Source organism: Priestia megaterium NBRC 15308 = ATCC 14581 (assembly GCF_000832985.1).
GTDB lineage: Bacteria > Bacillota > Bacilli > Bacillales > Bacillaceae_H > Priestia > Priestia megaterium.
In genome coordinates this window covers 4,607,631-4,630,541 of record NZ_CP009920.1, presented here as the reverse complement: position 1 = coordinate 4,630,541, position 22,911 = coordinate 4,607,631, and the positions used below count along the sequence as shown (strand labels likewise).

The window sequence follows — 22,911 nt, the reverse complement described above, 5'->3', positions numbered from 1 at the left end:
TTCAAATAACATAAACATTTAATAAATATAGTCCTTATACAAGTCGGACTGAGTGACCTTTTTATAAGCGAGTCCGTGTTTTTTAGCAAGGGATTTTACTTCATCTACACAGCTTTGAGCGCTTCTTGGTGATACGTAAATTTCATTGATAAGCTGATGTAAATTACATGTCAGGAGGTTACCATGCTCATGAGAAAACTCATACGATCTTTTTTCAAGGATATCCATTCGTTTTTGCCATTGATTTGCGGAAATACCTTGAATTTCGAATAGCTTTTGCAGCTTCCAAGCGTGTATACGGCTTGCTACAATAACAAGCCTCAATTCATTTTCATGCTGATAGGATTTGCGCTTGTAAAATAACGTGTCATATACAGAGTGACTGACCATTTCTTTTTGGAAGTCTATGTACTGCACTTTGCCAGAGAAGATTTTATAGCGTAAATCTTTAATACTGCACAATAAATTTTCATAGGTGGTTTTAATAGCTATGCCATCATTCCCCTTTAAATATAAATCCCACATTCCAGCGGCTTCGTAATCATTGATATGCCAGGATGAAACAGCAGAAAATTCATGGATTTTTCTTATATAGGTTCTAGAGGTACGGTTATGACGTTCGCCTTTTTTTCTTAACTCTTCTATGTTCCACATTGAAGAGCATCCTTCAAGGGGGTCCGAAAATGCATCAGGTTTTGCGAAAAAAAGCGCATTGGTTTCCAGTAAATCTTGAAAATCAGACATCGGCATAAATCGCCACACCGTCGGATTATTGTGCACCTTATAGCGTTCATCATAATCGTCATAGCTAGATTCGAATCTTTTGGCATATTCGTAAGCTTTATCTCTATAAGCTAAATCCATCGGTTTTCCTCCTCTGAATGCATATTCATACTTGAATTATAGCACTTAATTGTTGAAATTTTCAAAATTATCCACCTGTATTAAGAGAGTTCTTTTATCAGAAAAGAAGACACGCCTCAACATCTGCAGCGTGTCTTCTTATTTAATGAAATGAATGTTTTGCTTAACACTTTCACTTTCTGGCTGATTTAATTCCAATAAATAAATTTTATCCGCTCGAAAATCAGTATTCTTCATTTCTTTTTTTAAGGTACGAATAAAGGCAGCTGAACTTTTTCCATAGGCTTCAAAATAATGAAACGTGTGTACAACAAATAGAATGGATGCTCCACTGTAATCTTTTTTGCTCTTTTTTTGGATGTTTTCTAGCACTTTTTCTATATACTCTTCTACAGAACCTTCCGTCTGGATACGAGGTAGAGCAAAATTTCCTGAATTCACCCTCTGTGCATCTTCAAATTCCAGTTTCCCATCTTTGTAAGAAGTAATTTCAATTCGTTTTTCAGTACCATCCGGTTGAAGAATTAATCCGTCGTATCCTTGACTTCCAATAATAAGCTTCAATTTTGACTTCCTCGGACAATAGGAAGATTGGCTGAAGCAATAAAGCGGATAAAACTCTTCAAAAAACTTTTTGAAACGCCCTTTTTTAAGTCGGGCTAATTTTATATATTCTCTGTTTTGATGAATCATTTTCTGCGTATGTTCAAAATACTGCTTCATTTCTTCTTGCGTCCTGTACACATCAAGATCTTTAAATAATTCATCCATCTTTTTCACCTTCAATCCCACCAACTAAAAAAGTCTTCTTACTTAGTAGATACATATTCATAAATGTGTGTGACAATTTTCTTTTTTTAAAGATATACCTTTTTTAAAACAAAACGTGCACACTTTTCATTTTTTTGCATATCCTGTTATTCGTGCGTTCAATCATGAGCGTACATTTCAGCCTTTAGTTGTAAAAGATGAACCGCAAAGTTACAGCTGATGGCGGATGATATGCTTCTGATTATTTCATAAACTATAACAAACAGGAAACTTAACAATAATTGAGGTGTTGAAAATGTTTGATAATGATTACGTAGTTAAAACCATTCACGATTTATATGTAAAACATACAGAAAGCAAATTAAAAGTCTTCTTAACTTATTTTTGTCATAAAAGATAACATGTATTTATAGACGGGAATATATAGTCAGTTGTTACTTGGAGTTTTTTATAGGAAGAAGAGTTTGATACAAATAAAAAGGAATAGTGGGTAATCCACTACTCCTTTTTATTATACTTGCAATTCCCGAATAAGTTCAGCAATAATTTTAATGCTTCTATCGATATCTGGTAAAGAAGCATAGGCGTAAGAAAGCCGAAGATAACTGCCGGTTTCTTGTGCATAGATACTTCCGGAATTAAGCAATATTCCTCTTTTTAAAGCACGAGAGTATAAAGATTTCATTGAAATAGAAGGGTGAATATGCACCCATATAAAAAAGCCTCCTTCAGGATTCGTCCATGTCGCTACATCTCCTGCATATGTTTCTAAAGCATTCAGCATAACTTTTCTTCTTGTTCGCAATTCGGTTCGTACCGTTTTCATATGCTGTTGATATAAGCCATTTTTAAACCATTCTGCTGCCACTCTTTGAGACAATGAGCTGGATCCATAATCTGTTTGCATTTTAATATCCGCCAAACGCTCAATGACTGGTTCTGGGCCGACTATCCATCCGATACGTAATCCCGGGCTTAATGTTTTAGAAAGACTGCTAACATATAACACGTGTCCATTTTTATCTAAAGCCTTTAATGGCAACGGAGGCTGTTTATTTAGCCATAATTCGCGGTATAAATCATCTTCAATAATAGGAAGCTGATGTTCCTCACATTCTTTCAGCAAATCGTAACGCCTTTTTGAGGACATTAATGTTCCCGTTGGGTTATGGAAACATGGATTTGTATATAAAATAGCTTGCCCTTCTTGAGGGTCGGCGCGTTTTATAGCTGTTACTTTTATTCCTTCCTCATCCATAGCAAGACCTTTGAGGTTCATTCCAGCTGATTGAAATACATGTAAGGAGTATAGATAAGAAGGTTTTTCTAACAAAACCGAAGAGTTCTTTTGCAGCAGTCCAATTGAAATAAGCCGAAGAGCTTGAAGAGCGCCGGAAACAATTAAAATAGAATCTGAAGAAGATTCAATCCCTATTGTTTTCATATATGCACTTAACTCTTTTCGTAAAGGAAAATAACCCTTTGGTTCTTCGTATCCCAGAACCTCCATATTTTCTGCTACTCTTTCTACGGCGTATTTCATTTTATCTTTAGGGAATATGTCAGGTGAAAGCTCTCCTTTGCTTAATTGAATAAGATTTGAGTTAAATTCGGATTCATTAATATCTTGTACCATTGCTTGACTCGGACGATGCATACCTGATTTCACATGAACATTCCAATCGGGCGGAGTCGTAGCAAAAAGTGTCCATGTATTATTTATAACAGTTGTTCCCTTTCCCATCTTACCTTTAATTAAACCGTCCGCTGTTAATTCCTCTAATGCCGTGATGATCGTACTTCGGTTAACATCGAACATAGCAGCAAGCTTTCGCTGACTAGGAATTTTACTTCCAATCGGCCATTCTCCACGCGCAATTTTCTCTTTCATAAAATCAATGATTTGCTTGTATTTTGGATAACTCGAACTGTTCTCTTGATTCATACACTTACTCCTGTTTTTAAAGTGGTTGGGTTAATTGCTTTTAAACTGGTTGAAGACATTTTATCAAATGTTTATTAACATGGGAACCACAATAGATACTGGTTGGATTCAAAATGAAAAATGGAGATGAATAGCATGAAATTAACGTGTAGTTTGGTGTTCTTACATATACTGATGATTAGCTTATGGGCTTCAGCATTTCCAGTTATTCAAATAGGGCTGGAATCGTTTTCTCCTCAGCACCTTGCTTTTGTTCGGTTAAGTATTGCTTCTTTAGTGCTGTTAGTTATTGCAATAGTCACACGCATGCGCTTGCCTGATATAAAAGATATTCCACTTCTTTTAGCACTCGGTTTTTTAGGTTTTACCGTATATCACACGGCATTAAACATTGGAGAAAAAACGGTGAGTGCGGGTATTGCGAGTTTACTGGTCTCGACTACTCCTATTTTTTCTTCACTTTTAGCTATTTTTCTTTTTCAGGAGGAGTTCGGAAAAAGAAAATGGATTGGATCTGCAGTAAGCTTTGCGGGTATTACACTTTTAACCTTCAGCCAAGAGAACTTTGTACACTCAGTTAATGGAATCTTACTGATTCTGCTAGCTGCCCTTGCAGAAAGCATCTATATAGTATGTCAAAAAAATTTATTAAAAAAGTATGGTTTCCTTTCTTTTGTGACGTACAGTATTTGGGGGGCTACAATTTCTATGCTTGTTTTTTTACCTGGGTTAGAAACAGAACTTGCACATATCTCTGTCAGATCAGCGATAAGCGTGACATATTTAGGATTATTTCCAACCGTTATTCCCTATATGGTACTCGCTTATCTGACATCGCGTATAGGTTCTGCTGAGGCTGCCATTTCTCTTTACTTAACTCCTGCGCTGTCCTTTTTCTTAGCGTGGCTGCTTTTAAAAGATATCCCGAGTGCAGCTTCCATTATTGGAAGCATCATTACGTTATGCGGCGTGTTGCTTACACATAGTAAAAGAAAAGTAGTGGTAAAAGAGACAAAGTTCACAATGCAAAGATAATGTGTACGCTTTAAGGAATTCTCTTAGAGGCTATGTTTTTTATTTATATATTTTATTTAGAACATACTTTAATTTCTTCTTTTTGCAATTTAATTAATAAAAAAGCGCCTTTCTTTAATCTTGGTTTAAGATTTAAAGAAAGGCGCTTTTTTATGTAGTTTCTAATTCTGCTTTTATTTTTCCAGCCACTGCGTGAGTCAGCTGCTGAAGATCGTAAATCTCTTCTCCTGAAAGTACTACATGTCCGTTTAAAACGTGGTTATGTTTATATGCTCGATACGTCACTTCGATACTTTTTATCGCACGCTCTACTTCATCATTCACCATAATGTTTTCATAGTGATAGGATAGTGTTTCAATTCGAATCTGCGTATTTTTCATATTCATTCACCCTCCATGAGCCGTTGACTAAAAATATGACTGTTAGAGGTGAACTATACATAGAAACTTTTTTGTTACCACCTACTTTGTTATTTAGAACATATTTTAATTACTTAATTGATCTCTGCTATTCTTTTTTTACAAAATACCAAAATAAACCCCCGCTCTTCGGAGCGGGAGTTTATTGCTTGTAGTACCAGCCTTTTTTATCTAAAAACTGTTTAACTTTTACCAAATCCAGTCCAGCTGCTGTGAGTTCAGCTGACGGATTACCTATTGCATGTACGTGTAATTCACTGTCAATTCCTTCATTTTTTAAGAAAGCACGAAACTCTGTTTCCATGTCTTTACTTAATCCGCCTGTTTTAATTGTAATTGGGATAGGTTCTACGTCTTTCATTTGCACAAATCCGCCTGGAACAGCCCATGCTGCATTCGTATAGCCATATACGCTAAATACCGTGCCTTTTTTTATAGTTCTAAAATTCTCTGTTATATTCGCATATTTGTAGACTCCAATATCCTTCTTCGCTTTTACTTGAAAAGAATATTTATCTCCGAGTGAAGTAACCTTTGGTAACGATTCTTCTATAGGATTACTTACACCTTTAAGGAGTTCCATCATTTTAGCTAATGTTTTCTCATCAGCTTTTCCGGTTGACGTTAATCCATACTTTTCCTGAAGAGCTTTAACAGCTGTAACAGTTTCGCTGCCGTATTGACCATCGGTTCCTTGCTGGGAAAGTTCAAATCCTAATCTAATTAAGTTTTGCTGCAGTTCTTTTACAGCTAGTCCGCTATCACCTTGCTGCAATTGTGCTGATGGCTTATTATTTTCCACCACCGTCACGCCTGTATTAATACTATTAAAGAAATCCAGATTCATTTCATTGATATCAACATTGCCTTTAATCCCGTTTACTTTTCCTTGATCTGTATATTGAAACATAGACCATCTATCCCAAATCGCCGTATCACCTGGGTTAACAAATCCCTTAGAACGGTTACTTCCACTGTAACGAGCTATCCATAGCGGATATCTTGCCACAGCGCTTGTAAAATTGGATTTAATAAAACTATACCCCGTGTAAAGAATAGGCGTAATGCTTGTTTTCCTTTCAATATACTCCATCCATCTAACTGCAAAGGCTGTGACCTGCGCTTTTGTTTTCCCTTTATTTTCTTCCAAATCTAAGCAATGAGGCAAATCAACCTTCATGCTGCCTAATTTATTTAAAAAGAAATTAACTTCTGCAATGGGATCATTATCAGCATGAGCAAAGTGATAAAAGCCTACACGTAGACCTGCATTTTTTGCACCTATATAATTATCATATGATTTTTTATCTAAGAAGGTTGTACCTTCTGTTAATTTAATATACGCGCCTTTTACACCATCCGACGCCACTTTTGCCCAATCAATTGTTCCGTTGTGATGAGAAACATCAATGACCTTAATATTTTGACTATTACGGTTTTGCATTGCTATCACTCCTTCATACAAACTATGAATAAAAAAGGAAATGGCAACTGATACAGGCCTATTAAATAGATATTAGGCTTTATAAAAAAACTACAATAAGAAGGGATTTTGGTAGCCTTCCCTTATTATAAGAAATGAATTTTTGCAATTTTATAAAGTGAGGAAAGCTATATTCGTTTATACTAATAATATGAAGATATACTGAATAAAAAGTGGAGGAATATGATGTCTTTAATAAAAGAAGCACGTAGATATGCAGAACACGCTCATAGCGGCCAAATGCGCAAGCTGTCTGATACACCTTATATTGTTCATCCTATTAACGTAGGTAATATTTTAGAAAAAGCAGGTTTTAGTGAAGAAGTAATTGCAGCAGCTTATCTGCATGATGCTGTAGAAGATACAAGTGTAACACTCGAAGAAATTGTACAAAGATTTGGTTTAGAGGTAGCGGGGATTGTTGAAGCTCATACAGAAAACAAATCAAAAAGCTGGGAAGAACGTAAACAGCATACAATTCAAATTGTGAAAACTGGTTCTCTTGAAGTGAAATCTTTAATTGTAGCAGACAAATTAGACAATTTACGGTCTTTAAAAGAAAGCTACGATCAGCAAGGAGATACGATTTGGAATAGCTTTAAAAGAGGATTCGAAAAGCAGAAATGGTACTACGAATCCATCAGCAAATACGCTGCACAAGGATTGGAACCAAGCCAAATTCCAAGTTTTTTTTATACGTATAAACAAGAAGTAAATGATTTTTTTAAAAGTTAATATTCATATGAAGAAATTAGAAAACACTGAAAATAACTATTGCGAACGCGCGGCATACGTATTAAAATATAGTAGAGTCAACACGCAATAAAGGCTCTACATAATCGGGACTGTAGTTCAGTGGGAGAATACTTGTCTGGCAGACAAGGGGTCGTGGGTTCGAATCCCATCAGTTCCATAAAACCAGTCGTATCAAGAGTTTAAAACACTTTAAAACTCTGCAGGATGGAATGGTTGCAATACTATTTCATCTGACCTCTTCATGATTTCCATGAAGAGGTTTTTTATTTTCTTTTTACGATTGATCCTCATGATTTTTATGATTATTCTTTTCACTGCTCCTGCTGACAATTTCTCTAAGTTCACCCTCGTCGCCTTTTGCATTGATGATTTCAAAAAGCTGATTCAGCCCTTCACTTGTTTCATCATTTGGTTCTTTGCCCATTCTATCCCCTCCTTTTGCTTCTAGGATGCCCATTTTTTTCACATTGTTTCATGTAAAAAGCAATTCATCAATATTAATCGGCCGTAAAAGTATACCTTTACGACCCTTGTGCAATTACTGGTTATACGAATATACTCAATCAATTCTTTAAATTCCGCAGCATTTTATAGGGTTTCTAATACTCATCTATAATGAAATGATCATCACAAACTTCGTTAAAATCGTTCTCTTCGTGGAGATCTACTTCTTTATCTTTAGATATCTCGGTTTCTTGTCTAAATAGTTTAACAAGCTTTTTTAAAATTGTTCCACCTCATATCTTTCATTAATACATTCAGTATGATTAATTTATATGAAGCCAGTATGAATTGAAACTTAAGATAATGTGAATGTAGACATTAACGTGAGATGTTAAGCATGCTTATCCCCTGGACAAAAAAGTTATTTCATTCTACAAAGAAGTGATTAGTATATCAGCTGTATATGGCATTCGTTCTATAACAGTCGTCTTTGTTATTCGTTATTCGTTTTGCTATTGTACTAGGTAGCTTAGTTTTATGTATTATCGCTTTAATCCCTTAGTTATCAACATCCTTAAATACCATTCAAATGGCTTGTGTAGTTAGAATTATCCTTTTGCTTGCTTTGTTTTTCTTGAGTGATATCCACAATCAAACGAAAAAACGCAAGCTATAAAAAAAGAACTTTGTATGCTGCTGCAAAGTTCTTTTCATAAACACTTACTGTTTGTTAAGAACTGTATGAAATATGAAATAGCTCATACACTTCTTATACAATCGTTAAGACCGATGCTTTTTTAATACTTCTACTATCACTTCTTAAAGTAGTAATCACCTATTCTTTTGTAGTCATAGAATGAAGAATCCTTACCTTTTTTTCACAATATTCAACAATTTCATAACAGGCTGTGAGAATATCATGTCTAGACAGTTCTATTTCATCAAATACAAATTTTGAAAGCTGCTTCTGCAGAACCTCCAGCTTTTTGCTGTCTTCTTCATCGATCCATAGACCTTCCGTAATACACACATCTGCTAGTTCGTTAATAGATTGAGCCGTCCAGTTTAAGCCAGCTGAAGAAACAGTTTTTGTAAGTAAATCGTTTTTTATAGCTAGAATAACTTGACACACATGGGTATAGGCATCAACTTTCTTTTGGATAAATGCTTTGCGAAGCTCTTGTTTGTATTGCTCTTTCGACATCACTATAGCTACGACAGACGTAATGAATGTTCCTGCCAGCGCGATGAGCGACCCTATCAAAATTCCTATCAGTTCTCCTGTCAAAACGTTCACCTCTTTAAAGGTATTTCTATATGCTATGAGAATGAAGGAATTGATATGAGGTAAACACCATGTAAAAACAGCCCTAACTTTTCTAAGTTAGGGCTGTAACACTAAAATATGACGGGAACCAAATTAGATAATACGACTTGTAATAATTCCTTCAATTTGACCGATTTTTTCTTCTAGCTCAGGCACAATCTCGTCACTTACTTGATTGTCAATATCGATCATTGTATACGCATATTCACCGCGGCTTCTGTTCACCATATCTGCGATGTTTAAATTGTAGTTTGAGAATACTTGCGTAAGTTGTCCTACCATATTCGGCACGTTGTGATGGAAAGCAGCTACGCGTTTTTTCCCAGTGTAAGGAAGAGATGCATTCGGGAAGTTCACTGAGTTTTTAACGTTTCCTGTTTCTAAGAAATTTTTCACTTGACGTGCTGCCATTACCGCACAGTTTTCTTCTGATTCTTGAGTTGATGCCCCTAGATGAGGAATTGGCACAACATTTTTCATGTTCAAGACATTTTGATTTGGGAAATCTGTAATGTATCGTCCAACTTTTCCACTTTCAAGAGCAGCTTTCATATCTTCTTCGTTTACAAGCTCACCGCGTGAGAAGTTCAAAATATGAACATCCGGTTTCATGATGCTGAACGTTTCTTTATTGAAAACCCCTTTTGTATCGTCCGTTAATGGAACGTGAACCGTAATATAGTCAGATGCTGCAAATAGTTCTTCTAGAGACATTGCACGCTGTACGTTGCGAGACAAATTCCAAGCTGTATTAACAGAAATGAATGGATCAAAACCAATTACGTCCATATCTAAATCAAGCGCATCGTTTGCTACAAGAGCACCAATTGCACCTAAACCAATAACACCTAACGTTTTACCTTTGATTTCTTTTCCAACAAACTGTTTTTTACCTGCTTCAACTAATTTAGGAATTTGATCACCTTGGCCATCTAATCCTTTTGTCCATTCAACTCCAGCAAATAAGTTACGAGAAGAAGCCATAATTGTAGTTAAAACCATTTCTTTTACTGCGTTTGCATTAGCTCCTGGCGTATTAAATACAACGATACCTTGCTCCGTGCAAGCGTCCACCGGTATATTATTAACCCCTGCTCCAGCTCGTGCAATAGCTTTTAAATTTTGGTCAAATGCCATGCTGTGCATGTTAAAGCTACGCACGACAATCGCATCTGGATGTTCGCTGTCGTTGTCAATTTGATAACCTTCTTGATTAAAAACATTTAGACCTTTTTGTGCAATGTTGTTTAAAGTTTTGATTGTTTGTACTTTTTCTAATGTTAATGTGCTCATTTTGTACTCTCCTCTGATTATCATCGTAGTTTTACATGTTTTTACCTTTGGATAAAGGAACTTCATTTTTAATTTTTTTAAAAGTCTGGTTTTTCAGCCTACATGTCTGATAACTTCTATATCCTCTCCCCCTAAACAGAAAGAGGTAAGAGATATGTATTAATCCCTTACCTCTGCCCAGGCGAACGGCTACGTCACTATATGCTTCCTCACGGTTATCCGCGTTTCGCCAGTCACATATAGTCTTTGAAATTAAGTATATTCTAGCAAACTCTTTCAGAACGTTCAACCTTTTTTTAAAAGTTTGCTTTTTTCAGTCTAATTTTTAATCTCTTTGGTGAATCTCCTAATATATTGACAAATACCCCAATACATGTTAAATAAGAAGAGTAATTAGCACTCTATCAACTCAAGTGCTAATTATTTTATAAGCCCTATTTGGAAAGGAGAACTTCTTATGTCAAAAAAAGAATTCAAAGCCGAGTCAAAGCGATTATTAGAGATGATGATTAATTCCATTTATTCTCAAAAAGAAGTATTTTTGAGAGAACTTTTATCAAATTCAAGTGATGCAATCGATAAAATTTATTACAAAGCTTTAACAGACGACTCCTTGCATTTTAACAAAGAAAGCTACTACATAAAAGTAACACCAGATAAAGCTGACCGTACCTTAACCATTACGGATACTGGAATTGGCATGACGCAAGAAGAGCTTGAAAGCAGCTTGGGCACAATTGCGAGAAGCGGCTCTCTTGCGTTTAAAAACGAAAATGAAACAAAGGACGGGCACACGATTATCGGCCAATTCGGCGTTGGGTTTTACGCAGCGTTTATGGTAGCAGATGTCGTAACGGTGATTAGTAAAGCTTTAGGCAGCGATAAAGCCTATAAATGGGAATCTACTGGTGCTGATGGTTATACAATCGAGCGGTGCGAAAAAGAAACGGTTGGAACTCAAATCATTTTAAAAATTAAAGAAAATACAGAAGATGAAACATATGATGAGTATCTAGAAGAATATCGTTTAAAAGAGATCATTAAAAAGTATTCAGACTTTATCCGCTACCCGATTAAAATGGATATAACGGAAAAACGTCCTAAAGAAGGTTCTGATAACGAGCTAGAAGATTATACAGAAGAACAAGTTATCAACAGTATGGTACCGATCTGGAAGAAAAATAAAAATGAATTGACTTCAGAAGACTATGAGCAGTTTTATTCAGAAAAACGCTATGGATTTGATAAACCGCTCACTCACCTTCATATTAACGTGGATGGAACGATTCGCTACAATGCTATTTTATTTATTCCAGAAAATAGTCCGTTTGATTACTACTCAAAAGAATTTGAAAAAGGACTTGAACTCTACTCAAACGGCGTCTTAATTATGAATAAATGTGCAGATCTTCTTCCGGATTACTTTAGCTTTGTAAAAGGTATGGTAGATTCTGAAGATTTATCTCTTAATATTTCACGTGAAATTTTGCAGCAAGACCGCCAGCTTCAGCTGATTGCCAAAAACATCGGCAAGAAAATCAAAAATGAATTAAAAAGCTTGCTTAAAAACGAACGTGAAAAGTACGAGAAGTTTTATGACTCATTTGGCCGCCAGCTGAAGTACGGCGTTTACAGTGATTTTGGCAGCAACAAAGACTTGTTAAAAGACCTGCTTTTATTCTATTCTTCTACAGAGAAAAAGCTCGTAACACTAGATGAGTATGTATCGCGCATGCCTGAGGATCAAAAGTATATCTATTATGCATCAGGTGAATCGTACGACCGAATTGAAAAACTTCCTCAAGCAGAATTGGTTGCAGATAAAGGATACGAAATTCTGTATTTCACAGAGGATATCGATGAATTTGCGATTAAAATGTTAATGACGTATGAAGAAAAAGAATTTAAATCTGTTTCAAGCAGTGACTTGGGGATTGAATCAGAAGAAGAACAGCTCAATGAGTCTGAGGAAAAAGAGAATAAAGAGCTATTTAACTATATGAAGAAAGCTTTGGCGGGAAAAGTAGGAGATGTGCGCGCGTCTAAACGTTTAAAAACACATCCCGTTTGCTTATCAGCTGATGGTGAAGTAACGATTGAAATGGAGAAAATTTTAAGTGCTATGCCTGACAATCAGCATGTAAAAGCAGAAAAAGTGCTAGAAATTAACGTAAATCACGATGTGTTCGCTTCTTTAAAAGAAGCACTTGAAAATGATAAAGCGAAATTAGACCTTTATACAAATCTATTATATAACCAGGCTCTTTTAATTGAAGGCTTATCTATTAGTGATCCCGTTGAATTCACAAATGATATTTGTAAAATCATGATATAAAAATCAGGCGCAGAATCAATCTGCGCCTGATTATATGTATAACATAATAAAATTAGTTATATAGTAAGAAGCGATAAAAATGGGTATCGGCAGTTCTTCTATTACTCTTATTGAGTGTTTGCCTTCTTTAAAATGAAAAAGGTCTGATTTAAACTCTGCGACTTTTTCTCTTTTTTGATTAAAAATACACGCTTCCTCTATGGCTTCATGACTGCTTAACATGTAGACGTTATTTAACCATCTAATTTCTTGTTCCCCTTCGTTTTTAATTATTCCTTTCCCTAATAGATACCCCACTGTTTTTCCATTTTCTTTTATCACCCACCGGTGTTTTTCCACGTGATCAATAAGCACCGTTCTTCCTTCCCATTGAACTTGTAAATGTACCTTTAAGCCGCAGGAGAAGATAGGAAACCAAGAAATAGAATCTAAAACTGGAAGTCCATCACGAGTTAAAAAATCAATACTTTTAGTCCACATATTTTTATGCGCTCTCTTAAGCTGTCCGACGTTTTCTCCATTTTCATTTTTAACTGCTACGGTCTTCCCCGCTGATTTAAAATAGGGAAGATAAAAAATATATTCTTGCATATAGGCCTCCAAAGATCCTGCACTTCATATTAATAGTGTGTATGTACATATACATAGTTATGTTTCTATCTTTCATATATTTCATTTGTTTCTTTTGATTTCTCCCTTTGTTTAAATTGGTTTTGATTTTCTTTTAAATGCTTTAGTAAAGCAACAATCAAGAAACTAATAATCACAAGAAGAAGCCAAGAGCTAATTTTACTTATATGAACCATTGTCCACTGCTGCTGTTGATCTGGATACTGCCATGCCCCGAAAAATGTTGCGATATTTTCAGCGATCCAAATGAAAAAGCCAATCAGTACAAAAGACAATACTAAAGGCATGCGATACGTACGTTTGTTAACCGTAAAATATACAAAAGTTCGATAAAAAATAAGTAAAGTAAAAAGTTTTAAAAACCAGCGGAAGTCGTAAATAAAATGATGCGTGAAAAAATTAAGGTAAATAGCCATACTTAGTATACTGACAACCCACGTAGAAGGCCAATTCGTAAGCTTTAATTCAAGCCTTCTCCACACTTGGCACATGTAGCTGGCTACACTAGCATACATAAATCCGCTGTACAGCGGAACTCCCCAGACTTTAGTGAAAGCTTTCTCTGGATAGCTCCATGAGCCCATATGAACTTTGTAGAGTTCTAACGCTAGCCCAATTAAATGAAATACTGCGATGACTTTTACTTCATCAAGCGTTTCTCGTTTAAACATCACCATTAAAACTTGAGTTCCTAGACAGACTAATAAAATAAGGTCATATCTAGAAATAAATGGTACTTCAATTGTTTTTGTCATAGCCAATGTAAGAAAAATGATAACAGGAAAAACACAAGATTTTGCTTGTTCTAAACCAAAATAGATTAATTGCTTCATTGTAACATCCTATCTTTATAGTATTCCTTAGTATTTTCACAGAAATGATTCCCTGAAAATTATTGCAGATTTTTCAAATTTATTCAATAAGCATCTCCGCTGTTTTGGTAACGAAACTATCATACCCAGCGGAGGTTTGTTTCCTCCGTTAACTTTTCAAAAAATCGGTTACTCTCTGTACATAGCGCTCTTTATCGTAAGATAAGTACAGATAACTGGTTAACTGTACAGGCTCCCCAAAGAAAAAACGTTCATACAGTGTTTCCCTTGTACCAAACGGACTCATAGTTAAATCCCACGCTAGTCGAAAAAGCTTAATACGATCTTCTGCCCCTCTCGATTTAGCTTGCAAATAACGCGTAATATCTTCTTTAACCAATGAGTGGCACGTATTTTCTGTTGGTATTGCTATTAGTCCGCTCGCACCTAAAATCTGGATAATCTCTGTAAAGGTAGGATAGGTTTTTGAAAATATATTTGCGGCAATACGAAGTGTAGTTTCATTCGGACGCATGTATCCCCATGGATCAATCTCCGCTTCTTCTTCTGCTTTCATCACGAGAGCTTTCATCGTTTCTAACGCAATAATAAGCTCTGTTGCTTTTTCTCGTACATGCGGATAGTCTATAATGTTAATGGTTTCAATCAGAGATTGTACAATCCCTAATACAAACTCTGTTTTGACAATTCTCCTTGAAGTTACTTGATGCAGAGCAAAAGCTGAGAAGGAACTAGAAGCAAGGAATGTATTTGATACGTCTACATTTTCATAGAAAAACACGCGGTTCCACGGTACTAATACATGGTCAAAGACAACAATTGTATCCATTTCTTCAAATCTAGAACTTAATGGATAATCAAACGCCGAATCTTTTCCTGCAAATGATTCTCTACAAATAAATTTAATTCCTTTTGTATTACTTGGAATCGAAAAAGCAAATCCTTTTTCTTTTCCTTGAATGCCCGCTGAAGACAGTACGAGCAGCTCATCCGTCATTCCACCCTGTGTAGCAAGCAGTTTCGCGCCTTGAATAACGATTCCCTCATTGTTTTTATCAATAATTTTTGCTGCTATCGGTTCGTCGTTTTGCTCGTAATAAAATTGGATTCGATTGACTTGAGGATCGATGAATGTATGAGTGAGCGATAAATCGTGCTCTCTCACATATTCATAATAAGAAATGATGTTTTCAGGAAAGCAGTTTTCTGTTCCTCTCAGGAGTTCTGCAGAGGATGCAAAAGCCATCAATACGGTATTCATATAATCCGGACTTCTTCCCATCATACCATGGGTTAATTGCGCCCATTGCTGAGTCATCTCTCGTCGTTTTTTTAACTCTTCTTTTGTTGTAGGCTGTAAATAAGATGTACCAAAAAAATCCTCAGAATCCGGAGATTGGTATGTCATGATATCTTTAATTTTTTTATCATGCTGAAAATCATAAAGTTTAGCTTGACTGTTAATGGCTCCTTTAAAAGCCGGATGTTCTGATATATTGCCTGTTACGAGCTTGCCATCAACCCATACATTTGCTTTTAATTGATTAATTCTCTCTACGTATTGCTTCCCATTAATTGCTGACATACTCCCACTCCCAGACTTTCGATAAATATTTTTACCTATTGCATTTTTATCATATTACGATGTCTTTTCCATGTTTCCTTCATACATCACAGCTTTGAGCACAAAAAAAGAAGGTCACAGTAACCTTCTTTTTTATAATTTATTTATATTGAATATCATTTCTTAGGGATTCAACTTTATTTAATGCTTGGTCAATATCCGGCTCTTCAACATTAAAGTGAGCAAGTGCATCGTGAAGATGCTTAGCAATTGCATTAAAATGTTCGGGTTGAATATTCATATTTGCATGTGCTTTGGCCATCGACTTTCCTGAATATTGATTCGGTCCACCTAAGGCAAAGCTTATAAACTTGGCTTGGTGTCGACGCTGTTTATCCATATCCGTATGCTCGAAAAAGTGACTGACCGTTTCATCTTTTAACACGAGCTCAGAATAAAAATAATCAACTACTTTTTCAATAGCTTCTTGTCCGCCCACTTTTTCATACAATGTTTGTTCCAAAACAATTCCTCCTTTTCTACCTTTACCCATTATTACCCAATAGAAGTGTTCATATTCTTTAAAAGGCTTCTTTATGGAAATTCGTTGTCCCCATATTTTATTCCTCTTCCACATAAAGAATAAAATGTAAAGAAATGAACACAATGTAAAGGAATTGTAGAAGCTGTATGTAACATCTCTCGTTACTGGGCTTTAGGAATCTTTACATTTTGATAAGCGCTTATCTAGTACACGTAAGTATAAGCCGGCACGCCTTTTACTCCTACTCGGCATGAAAAAATAGAGCCGGCAGCTTCTTCGTATTTTTCTTCTTCCTTAGCTGTGGTGATAAATAAGGTTTGTAAATCGTCTCCTCCAAATGTACAGCAGGTTACATTGGAAACAGGAAGATGAATAGATTCTATAATTTCTCCTTTATCTGGATCTACACAAATGACTTTCGAACCTCCCCAAAGTGCTACCCATAATCGATCGTGTTCATCAATTGTCATTCCATCAGGAAACCCGTCCATATCTGAAAGGTCAATCACCACTTTTTCATCTTCGAGCCTTGTTGTTTCTTTAGAAAACGAATAAGACATAATTTTATTTTTCGGTGAATCAACCAGAAAGAATTTGTCTCCTGTTCGATTCCATGCTAGCCCGTTTGACACGCTTAATCCTTCTTTAGCGCTCTTAATGACACCTTTTTCATCTACTACGTACAGCTGGGCTTTTCCTTCTTCATCTTCTTCACTCATCGTTCCAATCCAAAAGCGATTATATGGATCACATTTTCCATCATTAAAACGCATGGTTTTTTCAAGAGTATCTAAGCGGATATACTCTTCATGATTCTTTTTGTTTTTATCAACTAAAAGCAGCTGATTACGGGTGGAGACAATCAAATTTGAATGATTGGTTTTAGAAACGCTTGTAACGACTGAAGGAAGAGCAATACCTTCTAAGGTTGTCGTTTTTGGATCGTACGTAAGAAGCTTTTTATCTAAGATGTCTACTAGCACTAATTTTTGATTTTCTTCATCCCATAGGGGTCCTTCAAGCAAACGGCCATCGTACTTTTTTTCAATTTTCGCTTCCATTTTCAAGCTCCTTTTTCGTTTTTATGTACAAGCTTTTTTATGGCTTCCTCAAAAAAATATTCTTTTAAACAAATAAAAAAGCTAGGAATATCTTTCCTTTTTCATAAATACCCGTTGTATGACATTCTTTAAACACCAGGTTCTAAGAGAATCTTTTCATAAAAAAAGCAGCACGCTTTGTATAGCGTGCTGCTTTTTTTATTATAAAGTTACGTGTTCTTTTTCTAATTCTTTAACACGTGCTGCAAACTCTTCTTCTGTTAAACCGTGTTCTTTTACATAGCGGTTACGAGGGCTCACTCGGCATTCATGTGAACAAGCGCGTAAATATTTGTGTTCATTTTCTTCAGAAGCTAAGATTTTCTTATTGCATTCTGGATTTGCACAGTTAACATAACGTTCACAAGGCTCGCCGGTAAAGTGGTCTTTTCCGACAATCACATGCTCTTTTTGGTTAACTGGTACGCTGATGCGCTCATCAAATACATAGCACTGACCGTCCCATAGTTCACCTTGTACTTCAGGATCTTTTCCGTATGTTACAATACCTCCGTGAAGCTGGCTTACATCTTCGAAACCTTCTTCAAGAAGCCATCCAGAGAATTTTTCACAGCGAATACCGCCTGTGCAGTAAGTTAAGATTTTTTTATCTTCAAACTGATCTTTGTTGTCGCGAATCCATTCAGGAAGCTCACGGAAGTTTCGAATATCCGGACGAACAGCTCCTCGGAAATGACCTAAATCGTATTCATAATCGTTTCGTGCATCAATTACGACCGTATTCTCATCTTGCATCGCTTGATAAAATTCTTTTGGGCTTAAGTAATTACCCGTTACGCGAAGAGGATTCACATCATCTTCTAATCGAAGAGTTACTAATTCTTTGCGGTGACGCACGTGCATTTTTTTGAACGCATGTTCATCTGCTTCGTCTATTTTAAATACAATACCTTCAAAACGAGGATCATTTTTCATCGTTTCCATGTATTTATCTGTTTGTTCAACTGTCCCTGATACCGTTCCATTGATCCCTTCAGCCGCAATTAAAATGCGTCCTTTTAATTCAAGCTCTTTACAAAATGCCAAGTGCTCAGCTGTGAACTCTTCAGGATTTTCAATTGGAGTGTACAAATAATATAGTAGTACTTGATATGGTTTTCTTTCAGTCATGTTGCTTCTTCCACCTATCTGTTTATATTTGCAAGATATAATGCATGTAGGTCGGTTATTGTGAACCGAATTGATGGTAACAATTCATTACTTAAAGGTACATTACGACAAAAACAACATCCTTTTTATGAGGATGCTTCTATCTAAAAAGTATTACAGTGAATGATTGTTTCAAAAACATACAGTATTTAAGCCTGTAATAGTATAACATATCAAAGCGTCCACTTCTAGGATTTGTTCTTCAATAAAAATTTTATTGACGCGATACGTTCTACATGAATGTGCCCGCGCATACATGATGAGATATAAATCTTTGAGATTGGGGGCAAAAATAATGCCTTTTTATACATTAAAAGACGGTGCAACTTTGTACTATGAACAACAAGGGGAAGGAACACCTATTATTTTCATTCACGGAGTTTGGATGAGCAGTCGTTTTTTCCATAACCAGCTTTCTTTTTTTTCAAAACAGTATCAAACTATTCTTTTGGATTTAAGAGGACATGGAAATTCAAGTCATACTCCATACGGCCATACAATTTCCACTTATGCTCGTGATGTGCATGAGTTTATAACCACTCATCAATTAAAAGACGTCATATTAGTAGGCTGGTCGATGGGTGCTTTTGTTGTATGGGAATATTTGAAACAATTTGGTCAAGAAAATGTAAAAGGAAATATTATTGTAGATGAAATGGCTTCAGATTTTAAATGGCCCGACTTTCCGATCGGTGCATTTGATTTACCTGCTCTTATTTCGCTCATGCAGGGTATTCAGCTTGATCGAACAAGTACATTAGAAAATTTTATTCCGCTTATGTTTAAGGATGAATTAACTGAAGAAGATAAACATTGGATTATGAAAGAAGGAACGAAAATGCCTGAGTCGATAGCCAGTGCTATTTTGTTTGATCAATCCATTGTGGACTATCGAGATTTTCTCCCGTTTATTGCAATCCCTACCTTACTGTGCTTTGGAAAAGAAAAAAAGCTCATTCCGGTAGCAGCTGGAAGACATATTCAAAAGCTGGTTTCAGGTTCTGTACTTGAAGTTTTTGAGAACAGCTGCCACTGCCCTTTTCTGGAAGAAAGCGATCGATTTAACAAAGTTGTGAGCAACTTTATCGAACATATCTAATTTACAAACTTAAAGAAGCAGCACTTTAGCTACGCTGCTTCTTTAAATGAAACCTTTTATGCCTTTATGTATTGCTTTAGGGTAATAAAATCTCGCGTCCGTCATAGGCAAAGCTTACGTTTTCATCTGAAAGCATCTCGGCGTGCTTTTGGATATCAATATCATGTGATAAATGAGTAAATACCATGTTTTTGGCCTGTAGCTTCGCTTTGATCTCCATTGCCTCTGTCACGTCATATACGGATCTTTTTTCTTTTTGAAGATATTCTTTCCAGAAAGATGTACCAAATATCAGTAAATCTAAGTGGTAAAAGGGCTGCCACTGTTCTTTTGTCACATTAAAAGAATCGGATACATACGCCCAGCGTTCGCCTTGTTTTTGATGAACCACAATGCCGTAGGAATGACCGTTAAATCCGTGATTTACTTTATGAAACGTAATGGTTGTTTCTCCACTATCCCATTTTAACCTTCCTTTAAAGGTAAGCCCTTTTCTTTTTGCGAGATAAGGAAATCTTTCGGTTAACTCGCTGATGACTTCAGGCGCTCCTACGACTTCTGTATTTACATTATTCCAATAGCATAAGTCTGCTAAATCTCCTAAACCAGCCACATGGTCATTGTGAGGATGAGTAATAAAAACGGTAGAAGGGATTTTTTTGTTATTGTATAAGTGAAATTGATGTTTAAAATCGGGTGATACGTCAATCAAAAACACGTTACCGTCCATTGTAAACTGTGCACTAGGCCTTGTGCGCTGATTTAATTGATCTTTTTGTGTACATACTTTACAGTCACATAATAATCGAGGCACTCCTTGAGCATCGCTCGTCCCATAAAATAAAAGCTTGTTCATTGCTCTGTCTCCCCCTTTTTTTCTTCTAAAGGTCTATCTTTTTATTTCAAGAAATGTCCTATGTTGTTCTGCATCGTTCTTTTATTTGTCCTTCTAGAATAAAACCAGCTTTTATGTAAAACAGCCAGTCTTTTTAACGACTGGCTTTGCTATATTCCCTATAAAAAACGTTTTTATGCTTTTTCTATTGATTTCTTTCTTCATCTCTTTCAACAATATGCTGAAGAATAGATAATTTGTTCGTCCAAAATTGCTCGTAGTAAGAAAGCCAATCTTGTACTTCTTTTAAAGGCTCTGGTTGAAGACAATACACTTTTTCTCTGCCTTTTTTCTGTCCATGGACTAAGTCTGCTTCTGAAAGTATATGAAGATGCTTGACAATAGCGGTACGGCTTATTGAAAAATGAGACGTTATTTCTGATATAGGCAATTCTTTTTCAGAAAGCAGCTCAAGTACTTTTCTTCGAGTAGGATCAGCAATGGCTTGAAAGATATCATGCTTGGCAGCTGATGAAGTCATTTAGTTTTCAACAACCTTTCGAAGTTTTTCATTTACGAGACTAATCCACCCGTAGCTCATTCTATCTCGTACCACTGAACTCTTTTCGTTTGCTTTTTCAAGAAGTGTTTCAGCTTCTTTCCACCCGCTATGAATAAGCGTAAATTCAGTTTGATTACCCATTTCTTTTAAGGTAAACGAAACGACCCATCCATCCGTATCCCAAGAGAAAGAAAGATAGTTTGGTGCATCTATTTCTAATACTTTACACGGAGATGGGCCAAAAGGCGATTGCAAATGAAATTCATATCCTACCTGAGGCTGAAAATCATTAGGCATGAACCATTGTTGGAGCCCTTCTGCGCTTGCTACTTTATCCCAAACTTTTTGAATCGGCGCGTTAAATATTATCGTCTGTTTTACATCTTCTACTACACTTTTATCATTCATCGTTATCTTCATTCTCCTTTTTAAAAAAATAACACCAAAAAGTTTTATATAAAAACAATATAACACCTTTTGGTTTCATGTCAATTCATCTTTTAAAAAATGAAATCCTTCAATTCATTTCCGTTCTTTAATAAAGAGATTTGTTATGATGCTGAATGAGTGCATTTTGTTATATTTCAAATATATATTTTAAACGATGCTTCGTCCGCTTTGTGCCAATGCATAATGAATGCCGTGTTGCAATGTTTGAAAACAATCATATTTCGATAAATCAATATGGGTCTTTGATATAACTAAGCCTAAATCGGCAGAAATCCCTACTAAAATTGTTTTCGTACCAATCAGGGACGCTGCTGCACCTAATTTTTCAATAAGACTTGCCGTATATTCAGTAAGTTCTTTATCCAATCCGGTTAAATCCAGCACAAGATAATTAGCCTGGTGTTTTGGGAGGTTATTTAATGTATTGACAATCAAATCTTCCGTTCGATCCTCGTCGTATTTGCCAATCAAAGGAACGACGACTATACCTTCCAAAACCGGAATAATAGGAGAAGAAAGCTTTTTAATAAGATCTTTTAACTCTGCTGTTTTTTCTGCTACAATGTTTTGCAAATGTTCTATTTTCTGCGCTTCTTTTCTTCTCGCTAATTGATGAATATTTTGAGTGATATCAATGTTAGAAGGGAAGTATTCTACTGTGGTGCATTCATGTCCTTCTATTTGATGTTGAATCACCTTGTACCAAATATTTGTGCCAAATAGTCCTGTAAAAATCCCTGCATAATGGGCCGGAAGAAAATTTCCTCCCTTTGTTTTCTTTTGCGCAACGTTAATTTTATGTTCCCAACTGTCTTTTAATTCAGCAGATAGAGTTTTACTTTCAGGATTTAAATATTTGATAGTAGTTTTTCCCCATCCAGCCGAAGCGTATGTATTGGTAATTAACTCAGCCGCTTCAAAAACCGTTACGCCTTTCATATTTTGAAAGTACTCTCCTACTACTAATCCCTGTCGGAAACCAGTGGTTTCCAGTACTACAGAAGCTGCCTCTTCTCCAGATATTTCTTCGATTGTGTCAAACAATGTTTTCATCGCAGAAGTAATCCAAAAAAGGATCGCATCTTCTCCCTCAAAGCTAAATTGGCCTTTTTCTAAATCCCAAGCAAAACTAAGACCACCTATATCAATATTCTTTTTTTCACCCATGGCGGAATCTCCTTTTATTAAAGTTTTTACCTTCTATTTTATCTTATGTTGAAGAAGCTGGTAATAAAAATTGTTGCATATTTTCTATTGCTTGTCTAACCATTACCCATGTTTTCAATTAATAGAAAAGAAAGGTGAATGCTATAGAACTTTGAGTTCGCCAACTTTTCTTTCTTTTGTATCAAACATACATGATAAAAAGGAAGAAAAGCAAATTGTAATATAACATCACATTACGTTATAATATAATTATATTCAAAAGCAAGTATTTAGGAAAGAGGAGG

General features: G+C 35.8%; 22 protein-coding genes, 1 tRNA gene and 1 riboswitch. Of the genes, 5 read left to right on the top strand and 18 right to left on the bottom strand.

Annotated elements, in window-relative coordinates:
- Positions 1–18: 18 nt before the first annotated feature.
- The 3 genes from BG04_RS23710 to pdxR all read right to left on the bottom strand — a co-directional run bounded on the left by BG04_RS23710 (position 19) and on the right by pdxR (position 3,580).
- The gene (locus BG04_RS23710) at positions 19–864 is read right to left on the bottom strand and encodes a hypothetical protein (protein WP_016764198.1); all 846 of its coding nucleotides are present in this window, start codon (positions 862–864) and stop codon (positions 19–21) included.
- A gap of 138 nt (positions 865–1,002) precedes the next feature.
- On the bottom strand, positions 1,003–1,635 hold the full coding sequence (locus BG04_RS23705) for a hypothetical protein (RefSeq protein ID WP_034651952.1): 633 nt from the start codon (positions 1,633–1,635) through the stop codon (positions 1,003–1,005).
- A gap of 511 nt (positions 1,636–2,146) precedes the next feature.
- Positions 2,147–3,580 carry a MocR-like pyridoxine biosynthesis transcription factor PdxR gene (pdxR, locus tag BG04_RS23700; protein WP_034651956.1) on the bottom strand — a complete coding sequence of 478 codons (1,434 nt, stop codon included), beginning with the start codon at positions 3,578–3,580 and terminating at the stop codon, positions 2,147–2,149.
- 135 nt (positions 3,581–3,715) lie between these two features.
- Between pdxR and BG04_RS23695 the strand changes: the two genes are divergently transcribed.
- A complete protein-coding gene (locus tag BG04_RS23695) occupies positions 3,716–4,615 on the top strand; it encodes a DMT family transporter (protein WP_034651957.1) in 900 nt (299 codons plus the stop codon).
- A gap of 150 nt (positions 4,616–4,765) precedes the next feature.
- Here BG04_RS23695 and BG04_RS23690 read toward each other — a convergent pair whose 3' ends face one another.
- Together BG04_RS23690 and BG04_RS23685 are read right to left on the bottom strand one after the other, a co-directional pair.
- Positions 4,766–4,996 carry a hypothetical protein gene (locus BG04_RS23690; RefSeq protein ID WP_228307756.1) on the bottom strand — a complete coding sequence of 77 codons (231 nt, stop codon included), beginning with the start codon at positions 4,994–4,996 and terminating at the stop codon, positions 4,766–4,768.
- Positions 4,997–5,177: 181 nt separating this feature from the next.
- A complete protein-coding gene (locus BG04_RS23685) occupies positions 5,178–6,479 on the bottom strand; it encodes a GH25 family lysozyme (RefSeq protein ID WP_034651960.1) in 1,302 nt (433 codons plus the stop codon).
- A gap of 225 nt (positions 6,480–6,704) precedes the next feature.
- On the opposite strand from BG04_RS23685, the gene BG04_RS23680 reads away from it, so the two are divergent.
- The gene (locus BG04_RS23680) at positions 6,705–7,253 is read left to right on the top strand and encodes an HD domain-containing protein (protein ID WP_034651962.1); all 549 of its coding nucleotides are present in this window, start codon (positions 6,705–6,707) and stop codon (positions 7,251–7,253) included.
- A gap of 106 nt (positions 7,254–7,359) precedes the next feature.
- A tRNA-Ala gene (locus BG04_RS23675) sits at positions 7,360–7,431 on the top strand.
- Positions 7,432–7,548: 117 nt separating this feature from the next.
- Here the strand turns inward: BG04_RS23675 and BG04_RS31120 are convergent.
- From BG04_RS31120 to BG04_RS23665, 3 genes are all read right to left on the bottom strand, one after another.
- On the bottom strand, positions 7,549–7,698 hold the full coding sequence (locus tag BG04_RS31120) for a hypothetical protein (RefSeq protein WP_013057122.1): 150 nt from the start codon (positions 7,696–7,698) through the stop codon (positions 7,549–7,551).
- Between the two features lie 855 nt (positions 7,699–8,553).
- Positions 8,554–9,015, bottom strand: a complete 462-nt coding sequence (locus BG04_RS23670) for a hypothetical protein (RefSeq protein WP_234943181.1) — start codon at positions 9,013–9,015, stop codon at positions 8,554–8,556.
- Between the two features lie 123 nt (positions 9,016–9,138).
- A complete protein-coding gene (locus BG04_RS23665; protein WP_034651968.1) occupies positions 9,139–10,338 on the bottom strand; it encodes a phosphoglycerate dehydrogenase in 1,200 nt (399 codons plus the stop codon).
- Positions 10,339–10,506: 168 nt separating this feature from the next.
- A riboswitch (ZMP/ZTP riboswitch) is annotated at positions 10,507–10,585 on the bottom strand.
- Positions 10,586–10,795: 210 nt separating this feature from the next.
- On the opposite strand from BG04_RS23665, the gene htpG reads away from it, so the two are divergent.
- A complete protein-coding gene (htpG, locus tag BG04_RS23660; protein WP_034651970.1) occupies positions 10,796–12,673 on the top strand; it encodes a molecular chaperone HtpG in 1,878 nt (625 codons plus the stop codon).
- A gap of 30 nt (positions 12,674–12,703) precedes the next feature.
- On the opposite strand, the gene BG04_RS23655 is transcribed toward htpG, so the two are convergent.
- The 6 genes from BG04_RS23655 to trhO form a co-directional block, all read right to left on the bottom strand.
- Positions 12,704–13,264, bottom strand: coding sequence for a tubby C-terminal domain-like protein (locus tag BG04_RS23655; protein ID WP_034651973.1), 561 nt, complete (start codon positions 13,262–13,264; stop codon positions 12,704–12,706).
- Between the two features lie 65 nt (positions 13,265–13,329).
- Positions 13,330–14,136, bottom strand: a complete 807-nt coding sequence (locus tag BG04_RS23650) for a DUF817 domain-containing protein (RefSeq protein ID WP_016764168.1) — start codon at positions 14,134–14,136, stop codon at positions 13,330–13,332.
- Positions 14,137–14,284: 148 nt separating this feature from the next.
- Positions 14,285–15,721, bottom strand: coding sequence for a 4-hydroxyphenylacetate 3-monooxygenase, oxygenase component (hpaB, locus tag BG04_RS23645; protein WP_034651978.1), 1,437 nt, complete (start codon positions 15,719–15,721; stop codon positions 14,285–14,287).
- Positions 15,722–15,860: 139 nt separating this feature from the next.
- Positions 15,861–16,223, bottom strand: coding sequence for a group I truncated hemoglobin (locus BG04_RS23640; protein ID WP_013083221.1), 363 nt, complete (start codon positions 16,221–16,223; stop codon positions 15,861–15,863).
- A 224-nt stretch (positions 16,224–16,447) separates the two neighbouring features.
- A complete protein-coding gene (locus BG04_RS23635) occupies positions 16,448–17,305 on the bottom strand; it encodes an SMP-30/gluconolactonase/LRE family protein (RefSeq protein ID WP_034651983.1) in 858 nt (285 codons plus the stop codon).
- 201 nt (positions 17,306–17,506) lie between these two features.
- Positions 17,507–18,475, bottom strand: coding sequence for an oxygen-dependent tRNA uridine(34) hydroxylase TrhO (trhO, locus tag BG04_RS23630; protein WP_016764165.1), 969 nt, complete (start codon positions 18,473–18,475; stop codon positions 17,507–17,509).
- Between the two features lie 334 nt (positions 18,476–18,809).
- Here trhO and BG04_RS23625 point away from each other — a divergent pair, with 334 nt between their 5' ends.
- Complete coding sequence (locus tag BG04_RS23625) at positions 18,810–19,613, top strand: alpha/beta fold hydrolase (RefSeq protein ID WP_172556171.1); 804 nt, start codon at positions 18,810–18,812, stop codon at positions 19,611–19,613.
- 76 nt (positions 19,614–19,689) lie between these two features.
- Here the strand turns inward: BG04_RS23625 and BG04_RS23620 are convergent, their stop codons facing one another.
- The 4 genes from BG04_RS23620 to BG04_RS23605 form a co-directional block, all read right to left on the bottom strand.
- A complete protein-coding gene (locus BG04_RS23620; RefSeq protein ID WP_034651985.1) occupies positions 19,690–20,469 on the bottom strand; it encodes an MBL fold metallo-hydrolase in 780 nt (259 codons plus the stop codon).
- Positions 20,470–20,653: 184 nt separating this feature from the next.
- On the bottom strand, positions 20,654–20,989 hold the full coding sequence (locus BG04_RS23615; RefSeq protein ID WP_016764163.1) for an ArsR/SmtB family transcription factor: 336 nt from the start codon (positions 20,987–20,989) through the stop codon (positions 20,654–20,656).
- Positions 20,990–21,418 (bottom strand): SRPBCC family protein, encoded by a 429-nt coding sequence (locus BG04_RS23610; protein ID WP_016764162.1) that lies wholly within the window; start codon positions 21,416–21,418, stop codon positions 20,990–20,992.
- A gap of 189 nt (positions 21,419–21,607) precedes the next feature.
- The gene (locus tag BG04_RS23605; RefSeq protein ID WP_016764161.1) at positions 21,608–22,627 is read right to left on the bottom strand and encodes an STAS domain-containing protein; all 1,020 of its coding nucleotides are present in this window, start codon (positions 22,625–22,627) and stop codon (positions 21,608–21,610) included.
- Between the last annotated feature and the right edge of the window lie 284 nt (positions 22,628–22,911).